Consider the following 15,970-nt stretch of genomic DNA (forward strand, 5'->3'; position numbering starts at 1 on the left):
CTCCCCATGGCCCCGGCCCACGAATGACGAACAGCGCAATCAAAGCAAATAATAGAGCTCGATCCGACGGGATTTTTATAAGAGCTGCCGAATCCCCGCAATAGGGTGGCTCCGAAATGAAAGGCCTGCGGATCATGACGCCGGCAGACGGCCAGGGCCTCGTCGCGTCGTAGGTGCGCTTGACCGGGGCGCATGGTCTTCGTCGGTGAGTTCGCCGTCGCCTGGATTCCTACTCGTTTGATAATCTCGGAACCATGGCTGAGACCTTGTACAGCATCGGTGAGGGTCCCTCGACCCGGGTGAGCCTCTCCTTGGCCGAAGGGACGGCCGAGGCGATCCGTCGCCGGGTGGGCAAGAGGGAGTTCTCCGCGTTCATCGCCGCGGCGGTGGAACGCGAGCTGCGTGGCCAGATTCTGGACGAATACCTGGCCGACTACGAGCGCCGGAACGGTCCTGTGCCGGCGGAGGAACAGGAGCGGGCCCGCCAGGTGTTCGATGAGGTGTTCTCGGAGGAGGAGGCGTGGCGGGCCGCAGGCTGACGCATGAGGGGACTCTCGTCCTCGACTGCGAAGGGTTGTCGAAACTGCTGGCCGATCAGCCCTCCGTCGTCGCCATGGTCGCGGAAGCGCGAAGTCGCGGGATGGAAGTGGTGGTCAGCGCCCTCACCATCATCGAGGCCGCCCACCGCCGGACGGATCGATCCCGGCTCGCGTGGTTGTTGTCCGGCACCCGGATCGTTCACGTCGGGGAAGAGGAGGCGAGGGCCGCCTCGGCGATGCTGGTCGGGGCGGGGCTGCACGGCCACAAGTACGCGATCGACGCCGTGGTGGCGGAGATGGCGGTACGGCAGCGGCGGCCGGTCGTCCTGCTCACCTCCGACATCGACGACATGGCCAAGCTCTGCGGCGAGCGAGTGCGACTCGTGGCGGTATAGCGACGCGCGCCTGCCGGGAAAACCGTTGGCCGTGGGCTGCGGAGGCGTGGTTTGCTGCCGGGCATGACGTCGGCATGGGTAGGTCAGCTCGTCCGGTTGCGCGCCATCGAGCCCGAGGACTGGGAGACGTTCCACTCCTTCGACGAATACTCCGACGCGGTCAGGAACGGCCATCAGCTCCACCCGCCGCAGTCGGCTGCCCAGGCCAGGAAGTGGGCCGCCGAGCTGGCCGAGCGGACCCAGGACCTGGACGAGGTGCGCCTGGTGATCGCCACCCGGGAAGGGAACACCCCGGTCGGCATGCTGAACACGCACGGCGTCGACCGGGTGCACGGCACCTTCTCGTACGGGATCGGCATCGGGACGCCCCACCACCGCAAGGGGTACGCCGGTGACGCCGTCGTCCTGCTCCTGAGGTACATGTTCTTCGAGCGCCGCTTCCAGAAGGCCGAGCCGAGGGTCTACGGCTCCAACGAGGGGTCACTGGCGCTGCACCGGCGGCTGGGGTTCGTCGAGGAGGGCCGCCGGCGCAGGTGTCACTACGCCAACGGCCGTTACGACGACGAGGTCCTGTTCGGGATGACGATCGAGGAGTTCACCGAACGCCATGTCTCCTGAAGGACGCCACGCCTCTTAAGCCACGCCGCTTAAAGAGCGTGGAGGTCCGCGCGGACCCGGCGGGTGGCCGTGACCACGTTCGCCAGTGACGCCTCGACCTCCTCGTACGTCCGGGTCTTCAGCCCGCAGTCCGGGTTGACCCAGACCCGCTCCGCCGGCAGCACCGCCAGCGTCCGGCGCAGCAGGTCCTCGACCTCCGAGGCCGCGGGCACCCGCGGCGAGTGGATGTCGTAGACGCCGGGCCCGAGCCCCCGGCCGAAGGCCCCTACGGTGCCCAGGATGCGCGCGCCCGAGCGGGCCGACTCGATGGTGGTCACGTCGGCGTCCAGGCCGTCGATGGCGGCCAGGATCTGGTCGGCGTCCGAGTAGCACAGGTGGGTGTGGATCTGCGTGCGGTCGCCGGCCCCCGACGTGGCCCGGCGGTACGCGGCCACCGCCCACTCCAGGTAGTCGGCCTGCGCGGCCCGCCGGAGCGGGAGCAGCTCGCGCAGGGCGGGTTCGTCCACCTGGATGACCGACACCCCGGCCGCCTCCAGGTCGCGGACCTCCTCCCGGACGGCGTCCGCCACCTGGAACACGACGTCGCGCAGCGGCAGGTCGTCGCGGACGAAGGACCAGGCCACGATGGTGACGGGTCCGGTGAGCATGCCCTTGACCGGCTTGTCCGTGAGCGACTGCGCGTACGTGGTCCACCGCACCGTGATCGGCGACGGGCGGCCGACGTCCCCGTGCAGGATCGGGGGCCGGGTGCAGCGGGAGCCGTACGACTGGACCCAGCCGTTCCTGGTGACGGCGAACCCGTCGAGGTGCTCGGCGAAGTACTGCACCATGTCGTTGCGCTCCGGCTCCCCGTGCACGAGGACGTCGAGCCCGAGGCGTTCCTGGACCCGGATGACGCGCTCGATCTCGGCCTCGACCTGCTGCTCGTAGCCGGCCTGCGAGAGCGTGCCCGAAGCGACCGCGGCCCGGGCGGCGCGCAGCGAGCCGGTCTGCGGGAACGAGCCGATCGTGGTGATCGGCAGCGCGGGCAGCCGCAGGTGCTCGGCCTGCGCCGCCGCCCGCACCGCGTACGGGCTGCGCTCCTCCGGCACCACGGGCGCGGGCAGCGCCACGGAGGGCGCGGTGTGCGGCGTGTCCCGCAGCGGGGAGCGCGCGAGCGCCACCACCTCCGCCACCTTCTGCTCCGCGAACGCCAGCCGTTCCTTCAGCGCGGGGTCCAGCTCCGGCTCGGCCTCCACGTCGTAGGGGACGTGCAGCAGCGAGCACGACGTGCTGACCACCACCTCCGAGGCGCGTACGGCGCCCAGGGCGGCCAGGGCGCGATCGGGGGAGGTGCGCCACACGTCGCGCCCGGACACCACGCCCGCCACCACGGTCTTGCCGGTCAGGTCGAGCACGGGCACGGCGCCGCGGACGAGGTCGATCCCGATGGCCTCCACCGGCGTCTCGGCCAGGACCGGGAGGGCCTCCCCGAGGTCGCCGAAGTAGGAGGCCACGAAGAGCCCGGGCCGGGTGGTGAGGGAGCCGAGCCGGGAGTAGGCGGCGCGCACGGCGGCCAGCTCTTCCGCGGTCCGGTCGCCGACCAGCGCGGGCTCGTCGAGCTGGACCCACGAGACCCCCTCGGCGGCCAGCGCGGACAGCAGCTCCTCATAGCAGGCCAGCACGTCGTCCAGCCGCTCCAGCGCCGACCCCAGCAGCAGGAACGTCACCGGCCCCACCACCACGGGCCGCGTCTCGTACCCCAGCGCCCGCGCCTCGCGCACCTCGGAGAGCGGCTTGGCCGCGTCCAGCTTGAACACGGTGTCGGGGCCGATCTCCGGCACGATGTAGTGGTAGTTCGTGTCGAACCACTTCGTCATCCGCAGCGGCGCCAGCCCCTCGGTGCCCCTGGCCATCGCGAAGTAGGGGTCGCCGGCCTCGCGGTAGCGGGCGGGCACCGCGCCCAGCAGCACCGCCGTGTCCAGCACCTGGTCGTACAGCGAGAACGTGTTGGACGGCAGCCCTTCCAGCCCCAGCTCGGCCAGCCGGTGCCAGGTCCGCTCCCTGATCTCGGCCCCCACCCGCTCGAGCTCGGCGCGGCTCGACCGCCCGTCCCAGTACGACTCCAGCGCCCGCTTCAGCTCCCGGCGCGGCCCGATCCTCGGATATCCGAGCACTGTGGTCTTGGGGAATGGGGACATGTCTCTGGCTCCCTTGTCTGGGTTCGGCTGATCGCAGGCATCCTGCCGAGCACTCGGGAGGTCATGCATCATGGATTGGTGCTGCTTATGCTCAAGGAGCTGCTCTGCTTCGCCAGGGTCGCGGAGCGGCTCAGCTTCTCCGGGGCCGCCGCCGACCTGGGGATGTCCCAGCCGGCCATGAGCCAGGCCATCACCCGGCTCGAGCGTGCCGCCGGGGTCAGGCTCTTCGAGCGGTCGGCCCGCGACGTGCGGCTGACGGCGGAGGGCAAGGCGCTGCTGCCGTACGCGGAGCAGGTGATCGAGTCGGTCGGCGCCTTCGAGGCCGAGTCGGCGCGGCTGGCCAGGCCGACCATTCATCTGGCTTATCCACCGCTCGTCGGGGCGCTGGCGGCGCGCATCGTCAGGCGGCTGGCGGGCCGCACTCCGGCGATCGGCGTGGAGCTGCGGGCGGCGGGCCGGGGCACGGCGGTGCGGGCGCTGGCGGACGGCGAGGTCTCGGCCGCGATCCTGGCCACTCCGGCGCCGGCGCAGTTCGTGACGGCGGCCAGGTTTCACGTCACGGTCGACCACCTGGCCGTGCCCGCGGGTCACCGGCTGGCCGCCCGGCCCAAGGTCGCGCCCGGCGAGCTGGGCGGGCAGGTGCTGCTGACGCCGGGCAGCCGCCCGTGGCCGGGGCTGCCGGGGCGCTCGCGCATGGCGGCCGACGACGATTTCGCGGCCGCGCTGGACCTGGTGGCGGCGGGCGCCGGGCTGCTGCCGATCCCGCAGCTCCTGGTCAGGACCATCAGGAGGGACGACGTGCGCTTCGTGCCGCTCGACGCCGGCGACCTGCGCATCACGTACGCGCTGGCCTGGTCGAAGGAGCGGGTGACGCCGGAGCTGATGGCCCTGGTGCAGGCCGTCCAGGACGCCCTATGGACTAGATGACAGGGTGGACTAGGTGAGGGGAACGTTCTTCAGCGCCTCGCGGCGGCTCAGGCCCGTGAGGCCCTTGGCGTTGACGTAGCGGAGCACTTCGGCGGGATTGGTCTTGGCGTATTCGCGTAACGCCCAGCCGATCGCCTTGCGCGCGAAGAAGTCGTTGTCCGACAGGCTCGGCTCGATGCACGCGTACAGCAGGGCCGTGTCGGTGCGCTCCTTGAACCGGTTCTGGCTGAGGATCGCGGTGCGCCGCTTCCACAGGTCGCCGTCGTGCGCCCACTCCAGCATGAGCGGCCGCATCGAGTCGGGGTAGGCGGCCAGCAGCCCGCCGACGCGGTGGGTGGCCAGCTCGTCGACGAGGTCCCACCAGGCCCCGGTGACGATCATCTCCTCGTACATCGGCACCGTGTAGAGGGTCTGGTAGTCGCGGTAGAGGTGGTAGCCGGACAGCTCGACGGCGGCGTAGCGCTCCTCGCGGTATTCGGCCTCCCGCCACAGCGCCAGCACGGCCCGCCGCCACTCCGGCGCGGTGTCCAGCCGGTGTTCGGCGAACACCCGCCGCAGCACCGCCCGCCTGCGCACCGCCTGGACGCCGAGGAACGGCATCGTGGACTTCATGTACGTGCGCATCGTCTCGGCCTTGCCGGGCTCCGCGGCCTCCTGCAGCGCCAGCCGCACCGCCTTGCCGAGGCTCATCCCTTTTGTGTGGTGCGCTCGCCGGTGGCGAGGCCGTCGAAGAGCACGGTGATGTAGTGCTCGGCCAGGCCGGTGGTGTTGAGCCGGCCGCCGGGGCGGAACCAGCGCACCGCGACCCAGATCGTGTCGCGGATCATGCGGTAGGTCAGCTTCGGATCGACGTCGGCCCGGAACAGCCCGGCCGCCTGGCCCGCCTTGATCTGCGTCACCCAGATCTGCTCGACCTCGTCCTCGGCCTTGACCAGGTAGTTGAACCGCTCGAACTGCCGCAGGTAGTTCCAGTCGTTCTGCATGACGGTGATCGCGGCGCGGTGCGGCTCCAGCGTGCCGAACCCGATGCGGACCATCTCCGACAGCACCGTGCGGGCGTCGGCGCTGGTGTCGACCGCCGCGCGGTAGCGGGCGATGAGGTCGTCGAGGAAGGTGGACAGCACCTCGTCGACGATCGTCTCCTTGGAGTCGAAGTGGTGGTAGAGACTTCCGGAGAGGATGCCCGCCTCGTCGGCTATCTCACGTACTGTCGTGGCCTGGAAGCCCTTGCGTGCGAAGAGCTCCGCGGCGAGCTTGACGAGGTGGTCGCGGCGCTCGGAGGCGGACCCCGATGAGCTGGCGCGCTGACGCTTGGCCGGGGTGGTCGTGGTGCCGGAGTTCTTACGCGTGGTCACGACACCATTATGAGCCCTCGCACAATCGCTTGTTCACCTAACCGGCCCAGCTCATGCGGCATTCCGTTCTGTACCAAGCGCTTGCTACGATGCGGTGATGGTGAACGAGGCGTACATCGTGGGAGCCGTCCGCACCCCCGTCGCGCGCAGGAACGGCGGCCTGGCCGCGGCCCACCCCGCCGATCTCGGCGCGCACGTGCTCAGGGAGCTGATGCACCGGACGGGCGCCGATCCGGCGGCCGTCGACGACGTGATCTTCGGCTGCGTGGACACGATCGGCCCGCAGGCCGGGGACGTCGCCCGTACCTGCTGGCTCGCGGCCGGGCTCCCCGAGGAGGTGCCCGGCGTCACGGTGGACCGCCAGTGCGGCTCGTCCCAGCAGGCGCTCCACTTCGCCGCGCAGGCCGTGCTGTCCGGCACGAGCGACCTGGTGGTGGCCGGCGGCGTGCAGAACATGAGCATGATCCCCATCTCGGCCGCGATGCTCGCGGGCCGCGCCTTCGGCCACGAGACGCCGTTCGGGGGGTCCAAGGGCTGGGTCGAGCGGTACGGCACGCAGGAGGTCTCCCAGTTCGCGGGGGCCGAGCAGATGGCCGTCACCTGGGACCTGTCGCGGGAGGAGATGGAGCGGTACGCGTACGAGTCGCACCGCCGGGCGCTGCACGCCATCGACGCCGGGCACTTCGTGCGCGAGATCGCCCCCTATGAGGGCGTGACCACGGACGAGTGCCCGCGCCGGGACACCACGATCGAGCGGATGGCCGGGCTCAAGCCCCTGGTCGAGGGCGGCCGGCTCACCGCGGCCCTGGCGTCCCAGATCTCCGACGGCGCGGCGGCCCTGCTCGTCGCCTCACCCAGGGCCGTACGGGAGCACGGCCTGACCCCGCGCGCCCGCGTGCACCACCTGTCGGCCCGCGGCGCCGACCCGATCGTGATGCTCTCCGCCCCCATCCCGGCCACCGCCCGCGCCCTCGGCATGACGGGCCTGTCCATCGGCGACTTCGACGCCATCGAGATCAACGAGGCTTTCGCGCCGGTCGTGCTGGCCTGGATCAAGGAGACCGGCGCGGACCCCGCCAGGGTGAACCCGAACGGCGGCGCCATCGCGCTCGGTCACCCGCTCGGCGCGACCGGCGCCGTGCTGGCGGTGAAGCTGCTGCACGAGCTGGAGCGCACGGGCGGCCGGTACGGCCTGCAGACCATGTGCGAAGGAGGAGGACAGGCGAACGTCACCGTCATCGAGCGGCTCCCCGCCTGAAGGCGGGTGCTGACGTCAGAAAATGACTCTAGCAAATAGGAAACTTTCCTATTAGATTTCGGGTCATGCCCTTGAGCGGTGACCTGCTTCGCCTTGCCGACGCCGTCCTCTTTCCCGGTTTCACCGGGCACACGCCTCCCGACTGGCTGCGCCGCCGGCTCGGCGAGGGGCTGGCCGGCGTGGCGCTGTTCTCGCGCAACATCGCCGACCCGGCTCAGGTGGCCCGGCTGACCGCCGCGCTGCGCGCGGAGAACCCCTCGGTGCTCGTCGGCATCGACGAGGAGTCGGGGGAGGTCACGCGGCTGGAGGCGGCCACGGGGAGCAGCCGCCCCGGAGGGTACGCGCTGGGCGTCGTGGACGACGTCGCCCTGACCGAGGCCCTGGCCAGGGACCTCGGCGGCGACCTGGCGGCGGCGGGCATCACGCTCGACTTCGCCCCCTCGGCCGACGTGAACTCCAACCCGGACAACCCGGTCATCGGCCTGCGGGCCTTCGGCGCGGACCCGGCCCTGGTGTCCCGGCACACCAGGGCGTTCGTACGCGGCCTGCAGTCGGCGGGCGTGGCCGCGTGCGCCAAGCACTTCCCCGGGCACGGGGACACCTCGGTCGACTCGCATCACGGCGTCCCCGTGGTGGCCGACGACGGGATCGAAGCCGCGCTGCTGCCCTTCCGGGAGGCGATCAAGGAGGGCGTCAAGGCCGTCATGACCGGCCACCTCCTCGTGCCCTCGTACGACGCCGAGCTGCCCGCCACGCTCAGCCCCAAGGTGCTCACCGGGCTGCTGCGGGAGGAGCTCGGGTTCGAAGGAATGATCATCACTGACGGCATCGAGATGGCCGCGGTGTCGGGGGCGTACGGGATCGGGGGCGCCTCCGCCCGCGCCATCGCCGCCGGGGCCGACGCGATCTGCGTCGGCGGCGAGCGGGCCGACGAGGCCACCGCCGCCGGCATCCGCGACGCGATCGCCACGGCGGTGACCCAGGGACTGCTGCCCGAGGAACGGCTGGCCGACGCCGCTCGAAGGGTCCGCGAGCTGGCCTCGTGGGCCGCCTCCTCGGGCAGCCAGGCGCCCCGCGACGGCTCCGTCGGCCTGGCCGCCGCGCGCCGCGCGATCCGGATCACCCGCCGCTCCACCGCCCCCGTGCTGCCGCTGGCCTCGGCCGCGACCGTGGTGGAGCTGGCCCCCGAGATGAACCTGGCCATCGACAGGAACACGCCGTGGGGCGTCGGGCAGCCGCTCGCCCGCCTGCTGCCCGGCACCGCGGTGACCCGGCTGGCGGTGGGGGACTCGACGGGGCCGGCGCTGGAGCGCCTGCTCGGGGAGGCCACCGGACGGCCGCTGGTGATCGTGGTCCGCGACGTGCACCGGCACGCCTGGCAGGAGCAGGCGCTGCGGCACCTGCTCAGCGCCCGGCCCGACGCCGTGGTGGTGGAGATGGGGCTGCCCGAGCGGTCGGACCTGGGCGCCGTGCACATCGCCACGTACGGCTCCGCCCGGGTCTGCGGGCAGGCGGCGGCGGAGGTGCTCACGGGTAGGGTTTGATCCCGTGAACTTCGACGGCGAGGATCTTTCCCGCAAGGCGCTGGCCGACCGTCTCCCCGCGGACGAGACGCATTTCTTCCGCGAGTGCGACCTGACGGAGACCGACCTGTGGGGCGCTCCGCTGGCGGGGGCCAGGTTCGAGTCGTGCGTGCTGGACCAGACCGACTTCCGCAAGGCCGACCTCGACGGGGCCACGTTCGCGGGCGGGGGCGGGATGCGGACCCGCTTCAACGACGCCGACCTCATCGACGTGACGTTCACCGACGTGGACCTGTCCTCGGCACAGTTCGGCGGCGCGCTCCTCACGGACGTCTCGTTCACGGGGTGCCGCATGATCGGCGCCGCGCTGACGGGCTCGCGCGGCACCGGCTTCAAGGTCGCCCGCTCCAACCTGACCCTGGCCAACCTCGGCGGGTGCTCCCTGCGCGGGGAGGTCGTCGAGGGGGTCCGCTTCGACGACGCCGACCTGTCGGGGTGCGACTTCACGGAGGCCACGTTCAGCGACTGCCGGTTCATCGGGACGCGCCTGCTGCAGACCAAGTTCAACAAGGCCGATCTGCGCGGCGCGGACCTGGGCGAGCCGGACGACGCGAAGCTGCGGGCGTTCGCGGGCGCCATCATCAACCAGACCCAGGCCAACGCCATCCTCGCCGCCCGCGGCATCACCGTGCTCTGAGCCCGGCCAGTGCGTCAACGCGCGCCGGCTCACCCGGAGGGCGCGGTCAGGGCGCCTCCATTGTGCGGCCCAGGTGGGTCAGGGTGGTCTCGGCGTCGGTCATGATGCGGTCGATCAGCTCGCGGCAGGACGGCAGGTCGTCGATCACGCCCACCACCTGGCCCGACGCCATCACCCCGAGGTCCGCCCGGCCCTCCACCATGGCGGCCCGCAGCAGCACCGGCGTGTTGGCCGCCTGCAGGACCTGGGCCCAGGTCAGGTCGCGCGCCTGCCTCATCCGTCGGCCCTCGCGCAGCATCTCGCCCCACGACAGCCCCGACAGCCGCCTGAACCTGGCCCCGTTCACCACCGCCCTGACCAGGCGCGAGCGCTCCAGCGACGCCACGAACGGGGTCAGCAGGACCCGGTGGGGCACCCCGTCCACCTTGGTCGTGACGACCGTGTCCCGCGTGGCCAGATAGAGCTTCTTCACCTCGTCGGGCACGGGGGAGTCGCTGGTCAGCAGGAACCGGGTCCCCATGGCGATCCCGCAGGCCCCGTACGCCAGCGCCGCCACCAGCCCCCGCCCGTCGAAGAAGCCCCCGGCCGCGATCACCGGGATGTCCACCGCGTCCACGACCTGGGGCAGCAGCAACGTCGTGGCGACGGAGCCGGTGTGGCCGCCGCCCTCCCCGCCCTGGACGATCACCGCGTCCACGCCCCAGCCCGCCACCTTCTCCGCGTGCCGGCGCGCCCCGACCGACGGGATCGTGACCACGCCCGCGTCCTTGAGCCGGGCGATCAGGTCCCGCTTGGGCGCCATCGCGAACGACGCCACGCGCACGCCCTCCCTGATCAGCACCTCGATCCGCGCGGCGGCGTCGTCGGCGTCGGACCGGAGGTTCACCCCGAAGGGCGCGTCCGTGCGCTCCTTCACGCGCCTGATCGCGGCGGTCATCTCCGCCACGGACATCGTCGCGGCGCCGATCACGCCCAGACCGCCGGCCTGGGAGGTGGCCGCCGCCAGCCGGGCGCCGGCGACGTACCCCATGCCGGTCTGCACGATCGGGTGGCGGCACCCGACCAGGGACGTCAGCGCGGTCCTCACGCGAACTCCCGGTCCCGCAGTCGCCCGGGGTCGAGGCGGTCCAGGACCTCCAGCTCCTCGACGGTCGGCCCGCGCGTCCGGGGCACGTTGGTGGGAATGTCGAGCTCGAAGCCGGTCGCCGCCACCACGTCGTCCACCTCGGCCCCCGGGTGCACCGACACCAGGCGCATGGTGCCGCCGGGGGTGCGGAAGTCCAGCACGGCCAGGTTCGTCACGACGCGGCGCAGGTCGAAGGCGCCCCTGTCGGTCCCGACCCCGCTGACCAGGTCCACCGAGGGCACGAACACCCGAGGGGAGTGCCGGGGGATCCAGTAGCTGGTGGGGTCGCAGCGGGTGTTCCCCGGCGCGCCCCGCACGCCCAGCAGCTGCGCCTTGGGGCGGGCCCAGTCGCCGATGCAGGAGATGTTCGTGTTGCCGTACCGGTCGATCTGGCTCGCCCCGAGCATGACGTGCCGGCGCCCGTTCAGCACCAGCCACAGGTGCTCGCGGAACGGCAGCCACCCCTCCACCACCCCGGGCGCCTCGCCCAGCGCGGGCACGTCGCCGGTGAGCAGGCAGGTGCCGTCGTGCGTGAGCAGCTCCGGCTCGAACGTCAGCCGCGCCAGCCGCGCCGCCAGCACCGTGACCGGCCCGCCGATGCCCGCCGCCAGGATCTCGCCGTCGCCCCGGAACGCCTCCGCGCACGCCACCACGCACACGTCAGCCCTGCTGCTCATCGAACTCCTCCCAAGGCGTCTCCACGTAGCGCCGCTGCAGCGCCTCGTCGCGCCCGTAGTCGGGCTCGCACGCGGTGAAGCCCGCCCCGCCGGGCGCCTCCACCACCCCCGCCACCGTCGACCGGTTGATCAGCAGCGACTGCACGGGCCCCTCCTTCAGCAGGTTCTCCACGACCCGCTCGCAGGAGACGTAGCAGCGCCGCGCCGCCTTGGCGTAGAGGTCGTCGAAGTACGGGTCGGGCCCCAGGTACTGGGCGTTGCCCCGCGCGTCGGCCCGGTTCAGGTGGACGAGGGCCACGTCCATGGTCAGCGCGGGCACCGCGACCAGCTCCTCCCCGTCCGCGTACGGCGAGCGCACCGTCCGCAGCCCGGGGTTGACGCGCAGCACGTCCGACCCCAGCCCCGCCCGCGTCGGCAGGAACGGCAGCCGGTGCGCCCCCGCGAGCAGCCCGAACATGAACATGCCCTCGTCGTACTCCACGAACTCGATCTCCCCGGCCTGCCTGGCCCGCCGGAAATGGGGCTCCAGGGGGATGGAGTCGAGCGTCACGAACGGGGCCACGACCTTGCGCACCTTCCTGGCCGCGCAGAGCATGCCCACGTCCGGGCCGCCGTACGAGACGATCGTGAGGTCGGTGGCGGGGGAGCGCAGGAGTGCGCGGACGAGGGCCATCGGCTTGCGCCGCGAGCCCCAGCCGCCGATCCCGACCGTCATCCCGCTCTCGACCGTGCCCGCGACCTGCTCGGCAGACATCAGCTTGGTCACGTGAATCGCTCCCTGTGCCGGTCTCCGGCGCCCATCAGGTTCAGCTCGAAGGTGAAGCCCTGCTCGAAGCGGTAGCTGCGCTTGACGTCCACGGGGTCGATGCCGTTGAGGGACTCCTTGGCGCGGCGGATCACGTACGGGTCCTTCGCGGCGATCTGCCCTGCCACCTCCAGCGCCGCGTCACGCAGCTTGTCGCGCGGCGCGACCTCCAGCACCGACCCGAACGCGTGCAGCTCGGCCGCCGTCACGTTCCTGCACGTGTAGACCATGGCCCGCATCAGGTGCTGCGGCACCAGCCTGGCCAGGTGCGTGGCCGCGCCCAGCGCGCCCCTGTCCACCTCGGGCAGCCCGAAGTACGCGTCGTCGGCGGCCACCACGATGTCGGCGTTGCCCGCCAGGCCGACGCCGCCGCCCAGGCAGTGGCCGTGCACCGCCGCGATCACCGGGACCGCGCACTCGTAGACGGCCGCGAACGCCGCGTAACAGGCCCGGTTGACCCCGACCAGCGCCTCGTACCCCTCGGCGTCCCGCAGCTCCTTGATGTCGACCCCGGCGTTGAACCCGCGCCCCTCGGCCCGCAGCACCACCACCCTGGTCTCCGGATCGTCCCCGGCCCGCCGGACGGTCCAGGCCAGCTCCTCCCAGCCGCGCACGGTCAACGCGTTCACCGGCGGCACGTCCACGACCACCTCGGCGATCGGCCCGGCCCGCAGAGTGATCCCCATGAGACTCCCTGGTTGCACCTAACGCTTGCTTGGTACGGTAGCACCCGTGACCGTGACTTACGACTACACGGGCAGGGCCGTCCTGGTGACCGGCGGCACCCAGGGCATCGGCGCGGGGATCGCCCGCGCCTTCCGGGAGGCGGGCGCCGACGTGACGGTCTGCGCCCGGCGCGAGCCGGCCGCGCCGGTGCCGGGGATCCGGTTCGCGCGGGCCGACGTGCGGGTGGCCGAGGACGTCGAGCGGCTGATGTCCGGGTTCGACCGGCTGGACGTGGTGGTCAACAACGCCGGCGGCTCGCCGTACGCGCCGCTCGACGGCACCTCGCCGCGCCTGCACGCCCGCGTCGTCGAGCTCAACCTGACGGCCCCGCTGCTGGTCTCGCAGTTCGCCTACCCGTTGCTCGCCCCCGCCGGCGGGGCGATCGTGATGATCGGCAGCGCCAGCGGCGCCCGCCCCTCGCCCGGCACCTCCGCGTACGGCGCCGCCAAGGCCGGGCTGCACCACCTGGCCCGCTGCCTGGCCGCCGAGTGGGCCCCGGAGGTGCGCGTCAACACGGTCGTCGTCGGCCTGGCCGCCACCGAGCATGCCGCTTCCCACTACGGCGGGCAGGAGGACGGGATGGGGGCGGCCATCCCGGCAGGCCGGATGGCGACGCCCGCCGACGTGGCGGCGGCCTGCCTGTGGCTGGCCGCGCCCGGCTACGTCACGGGCGCGGAGGTGCGGGTGGACGGCGGCGGCGAGATCCCCGCCTGGCGGCACCTGGCCTCCGGCGACATTTCCTGATATCTCTGCATGATCCTTCTGGGAGGTCTGGGTGGGAATCTGTGCTGGCCGCGTGGTGATCGTGACGGGCGCCGGACGCGGGATCGGGAGGGAGCACGCGCTGGAGTTCGCCCGGCAGGGCGCCCGCGTCGTGGTGAACGACCTCGGCACGGGCCCCGGCGGCGAGGGCGGCTCGGGAGCCCCCGCGCTGGAGGTGGTCGCGGAGATCGAGGCGCTCGGCGGCCAGGCGGTGGCCAACTGCGACGACGTGTCCGACTGGGGCGGCGCGGCCCGGCTGGTCAAGACGGCCGTCAGCGCGTACGGCCGCCTCGACGTCCTGGTGAACAACGCCGGCTTCCTCAGGGACCGGATGCTCGTCTCCATGACCGAGCAGGACTGGGACGACGTCGTCCGCGTCCATCTCAAGGGCCACTTCCTGCCGCTGCGCCACGCGGCGGCGTACTGGCGGGAGAGCGCCAAGGCGGGCGAGCGCGTCACGGGCCGGGTGATCAACACCTCGTCCGGCGCGGGCCTGCTCGGCAGCGTCGGCCAGGCCAACTACTCGGCCGCCAAGGCGGGCATCGCCGCGCTGACCCAGGTGGCAGCGGCCGAGCTGGGCAGGTACGGCGTGACCGTGAACGCCATCGCCCCCGCCGCCCGCACCCGCATGACCGAGGAGGTGTTCGCCGCGACCATGGCCAGGCCGGAGTCCGGCTTCGACCCCATGGACCCGGCCAACATCGCCCCGCTCGTCGTCTGGCTCGGCTCCGAGGGGTCGGGCCACGTGACGGGGCGGGTGTTCGAGGTGGAGGGCGGCTCGATCGCCCTGGCCACGGGCTGGCGCCACGGCGAGCGGGCCGAGCGCGACGGCCGCTGGGACCCCGCGGACGTCGGCGACGCGGTCGACGGGCTGCTGGCCGCCGCCCCGTCGCCGGAGCCCGTGTACGGAGCGTGAGCCCCGCGGGTCAGCGCATGGCCGAGCGGGCGGTCGGGTGGAGCAGGATGCGCTCGGGGGCGGCCGTCAGGCGGGGCTTCACCATGGGGAGGTCCACCTCCCGCTCCTCCTCGGCCGCGTCGAAGCGGGCGAACCACACGAACACGTTCTCCCCGGTCCGGATCGGATGCCGGGGGAAGTTGTTCTCCGAGTGCTCCGTCTCCAGGCACGCGACGGGCGGCACGCCGGCCTCGGCCAGCACGGGCGCGACCTCGCGGGCGAAGAAGGCGGAGAAGCCGTCCTCGACGTGGTAGATCGTGGCGGCGTACAGGGACTTCGGCAGCTCGGTCGCGCCCGCGGGCGGCCGCTCCCAGGCGGGCGGCTCGGCCCCCACGGAGTGCAGCAGGAGCACGTCGTCGGTGTCGACCATGGTGGCCCTGGCGGCGTCCCGGTGGGCCTCCCATACGGGCCCGTCGTAGAAGGCCTCCAGCGCGTCCTTGCGGGCGGCCATCGACCGGTGCGCGCGGAGCCAGGCGAACCGGTCGGGCGCGCCCCCGACGCGGAAGGTGCCGGTGACCCGCATGCCCGTCGCCTCCTGGGTCTCCACGAATTCGCGCTCGAAGAGCTCGATCAAGGTGTCCCGCTGCCCGGGCCGCAGCGTGTACTGGCGCAGTTCGTAGATCATGCGGCGGACGTTAGGCCCGGGTCGCTGACACCTTCTGTCAGCGTATTGAGCGAATAATATTCTGGTAACAGACAGCTACCGATCCACAACTCACGGTTATATGCTCGCTGTGACCTTGATCTCCTGCGGTCAAGGAAGGTCAAAGGGGCGGCGCGCCCGTGCGCGCCGGCCCTGAACCCTACCGGCTAAGGAGCGGAAGTTGATCAAAAGAGCGTGCGCCGCCGCGGCCGTGCTGGCCGCGGCCGTCGGCGGCGCACTCCTGGCTGCCCCGGCGCACGCCGACGACTGGTGGGGGCCGCTGGGCGGCGACACCCGCGCCGGCAACTGGAGCGGCAACAGCGACTCGGCCCAGTCCGGAAACAACTTCGGGAATGTCACCGGCGTCAACCGCGGCCGAGACTTCTCGACCAACGTCAACAACGTCAACGGCATCGCACCGACCGCCACCAACGGTGGCATCACGGTGACCTACATCTTCTACTGACCGGCTGACGTCCAAAGCCAACACGATCCGAAAGGACCATGACCATGGTGAAGAAGCTCTGCGTGACCGGTCTCGTCGCCGCCGCGGCTGCGGGGGTGACCCTGCTGTCGGCCCCCGCGTACGCGGACGTCAACGCGGGTAATTCCAGCTCCAACCGCGGCTCCTCGCAGTCGGGCAACAACTTCGGCAACGTCGTCAGCAGCAACGTCAGCGGCCGCGGCGCGACCGGCGTCAACAACGTCAACGGCAACGCCGCGACCGCCACCAACCGCAGCGTTGTGGGCATCGACGACATGGTCGATTTCGACTAGCCGGGAG

19 protein-coding genes are annotated in these 15,970 nt (G+C 72.1%); 11 read left to right on the forward strand and 8 right to left on the reverse strand.

All coding sequences use genetic code 11. The features are described 5' to 3' along the window. Nucleotides 1–254 precede the first annotated feature (254 nt). The 3 genes from HD596_RS24955 (at nt 255) to HD596_RS24965 (ending at nt 1,552) form a co-directional block, all read left to right on the forward strand. Nucleotides 255–539 carry a hypothetical protein gene (locus tag HD596_RS24955; RefSeq protein ID WP_185071741.1) on the forward strand — a complete coding sequence of 95 codons (285 nt, stop codon included), beginning with the start codon at nt 255–257 and terminating at the stop codon, nt 537–539. Continuing rightward, complete coding sequence (locus tag HD596_RS24960; RefSeq protein ID WP_185071742.1) at nt 521–934, forward strand: DNA-binding protein; 414 nt, start codon at nt 521–523, stop codon at nt 932–934. Before HD596_RS24955 ends, HD596_RS24960 begins: the two co-directional genes overlap by 19 nt. A 63-nt stretch (nt 935–997) precedes the next feature. Then, nucleotides 998–1,552 carry a GNAT family N-acetyltransferase gene (locus HD596_RS24965; RefSeq protein WP_221519501.1) on the forward strand — a complete coding sequence of 185 codons (555 nt, stop codon included), beginning with the start codon at nt 998–1,000 and terminating at the stop codon, nt 1,550–1,552. A 29-nt stretch (nt 1,553–1,581) separates the two neighbouring features. On the opposite strand, the gene metE is transcribed toward HD596_RS24965, so the two are convergent. Next, on the reverse strand, nt 1,582–3,732 hold the full coding sequence (metE, locus tag HD596_RS24970; RefSeq protein WP_185071743.1) for a 5-methyltetrahydropteroyltriglutamate--homocysteine S-methyltransferase: 2,151 nt from the start codon (nt 3,730–3,732) through the stop codon (nt 1,582–1,584). 87 nt (nt 3,733–3,819) lie between these two features. Here metE and HD596_RS24975 point away from each other — a divergent pair, with 87 nt between their 5' ends. Beyond that, nucleotides 3,820–4,659: a LysR family transcriptional regulator gene (locus HD596_RS24975; protein ID WP_246556683.1), complete on the forward strand. Its 840-nt coding sequence runs from the start codon at nt 3,820–3,822 to the stop codon at nt 4,657–4,659. A 9-nt stretch (nt 4,660–4,668) separates the two neighbouring features. Here the strand turns inward: HD596_RS24975 and HD596_RS24980 are convergent, their stop codons facing one another. Together HD596_RS24980 and HD596_RS24985 are read right to left on the reverse strand one after the other, a co-directional pair. Then, the gene (locus HD596_RS24980; RefSeq protein ID WP_185071745.1) at nt 4,669–5,349 is read right to left on the reverse strand and encodes a DNA alkylation repair protein; all 681 of its coding nucleotides are present in this window, start codon (nt 5,347–5,349) and stop codon (nt 4,669–4,671) included. Beyond that, on the reverse strand, nt 5,346–6,014 hold the full coding sequence (locus HD596_RS24985) for a TetR/AcrR family transcriptional regulator (RefSeq protein ID WP_185071746.1): 669 nt from the start codon (nt 6,012–6,014) through the stop codon (nt 5,346–5,348). The genes HD596_RS24980 and HD596_RS24985 overlap by 4 nt, the downstream gene beginning before the upstream one ends. A gap of 100 nt (nt 6,015–6,114) precedes the next feature. On the opposite strand from HD596_RS24985, the gene HD596_RS24990 reads away from it, so the two are divergent. The 3 genes from HD596_RS24990 to HD596_RS25000 all read left to right on the forward strand — a co-directional run bounded on the left by HD596_RS24990 (nt 6,115) and on the right by HD596_RS25000 (nt 9,492). Continuing rightward, a complete protein-coding gene (locus HD596_RS24990) occupies nt 6,115–7,272 on the forward strand; it encodes an acetyl-CoA C-acetyltransferase (RefSeq protein WP_185078707.1) in 1,158 nt (385 codons plus the stop codon). A gap of 65 nt (nt 7,273–7,337) precedes the next feature. Continuing rightward, nucleotides 7,338–8,816 (forward strand): glycoside hydrolase family 3 protein, encoded by a 1,479-nt coding sequence (locus tag HD596_RS24995; protein ID WP_185071747.1) that lies wholly within the window; start codon nt 7,338–7,340, stop codon nt 8,814–8,816. 4 nt (nt 8,817–8,820) lie between these two features. Continuing rightward, nucleotides 8,821–9,492 carry a pentapeptide repeat-containing protein gene (locus HD596_RS25000; protein ID WP_185071748.1) on the forward strand — a complete coding sequence of 224 codons (672 nt, stop codon included), beginning with the start codon at nt 8,821–8,823 and terminating at the stop codon, nt 9,490–9,492. A gap of 46 nt (nt 9,493–9,538) precedes the next feature. Here the strand turns inward: HD596_RS25000 and HD596_RS25005 are convergent, their stop codons facing one another. The 4 genes from HD596_RS25005 to HD596_RS25020 are packed head-to-tail and all read right to left on the reverse strand — an operon-like array spanning nt 9,539 to nt 12,786. After that, nucleotides 9,539–10,579, reverse strand: a complete 1,041-nt coding sequence (locus tag HD596_RS25005) for an NAD(P)H-dependent flavin oxidoreductase (RefSeq protein ID WP_185071749.1) — start codon at nt 10,577–10,579, stop codon at nt 9,539–9,541. Further along, nucleotides 10,576–11,295: a CoA-transferase subunit beta gene (locus HD596_RS25010; RefSeq protein WP_185071750.1), complete on the reverse strand. Its 720-nt coding sequence runs from the start codon at nt 11,293–11,295 to the stop codon at nt 10,576–10,578. Before HD596_RS25010 ends, HD596_RS25005 begins: the two co-directional genes overlap by 4 nt. Then, nucleotides 11,279–12,049, reverse strand: a complete 771-nt coding sequence (locus HD596_RS25015) for a CoA transferase subunit A (protein ID WP_185078708.1) — start codon at nt 12,047–12,049, stop codon at nt 11,279–11,281. Before HD596_RS25015 ends, HD596_RS25010 begins: the two co-directional genes overlap by 17 nt. An 8-nt stretch (nt 12,050–12,057) precedes the next feature. Further along, nucleotides 12,058–12,786, reverse strand: a complete 729-nt coding sequence (locus tag HD596_RS25020) for an enoyl-CoA hydratase family protein (protein ID WP_185071751.1) — start codon at nt 12,784–12,786, stop codon at nt 12,058–12,060. Between the two features lie 46 nt (nt 12,787–12,832). Between HD596_RS25020 and HD596_RS25025 the strand changes: the two genes are divergently transcribed. Both HD596_RS25025 and HD596_RS25030 read left to right on the forward strand, forming a co-directional pair. After that, nucleotides 12,833–13,570, forward strand: a complete 738-nt coding sequence (locus HD596_RS25025; protein WP_185071752.1) for an SDR family oxidoreductase — start codon at nt 12,833–12,835, stop codon at nt 13,568–13,570. A 31-nt stretch (nt 13,571–13,601) separates the two neighbouring features. Beyond that, nucleotides 13,602–14,504 carry an SDR family oxidoreductase gene (locus HD596_RS25030; RefSeq protein WP_185071753.1) on the forward strand — a complete coding sequence of 301 codons (903 nt, stop codon included), beginning with the start codon at nt 13,602–13,604 and terminating at the stop codon, nt 14,502–14,504. A gap of 10 nt (nt 14,505–14,514) precedes the next feature. Here HD596_RS25030 and HD596_RS25035 read toward each other — a convergent pair whose 3' ends face one another. Beyond that, the gene (locus HD596_RS25035; protein WP_185071754.1) at nt 14,515–15,168 is read right to left on the reverse strand and encodes an NIPSNAP family protein; all 654 of its coding nucleotides are present in this window, start codon (nt 15,166–15,168) and stop codon (nt 14,515–14,517) included. 199 nt (nt 15,169–15,367) lie between these two features. Here HD596_RS25035 and HD596_RS25040 point away from each other — a divergent pair, with 199 nt between their 5' ends. Together HD596_RS25040 and HD596_RS25045 are read left to right on the forward strand one after the other, a co-directional pair. Next, nucleotides 15,368–15,652: a hypothetical protein gene (locus HD596_RS25040; RefSeq protein WP_185071755.1), complete on the forward strand. Its 285-nt coding sequence runs from the start codon at nt 15,368–15,370 to the stop codon at nt 15,650–15,652. A gap of 44 nt (nt 15,653–15,696) precedes the next feature. After that, a complete protein-coding gene (locus tag HD596_RS25045; RefSeq protein WP_185071756.1) occupies nt 15,697–15,963 on the forward strand; it encodes a hypothetical protein in 267 nt (88 codons plus the stop codon). Nucleotides 15,964–15,970 lie beyond the last annotated feature (7 nt).

Origin of the sequence: Nonomuraea jabiensis (assembly GCF_014204795.1) — a bacterium.
GTDB lineage: Bacteria > Actinomycetota > Actinomycetes > Streptosporangiales > Streptosporangiaceae > Nonomuraea > Nonomuraea jabiensis.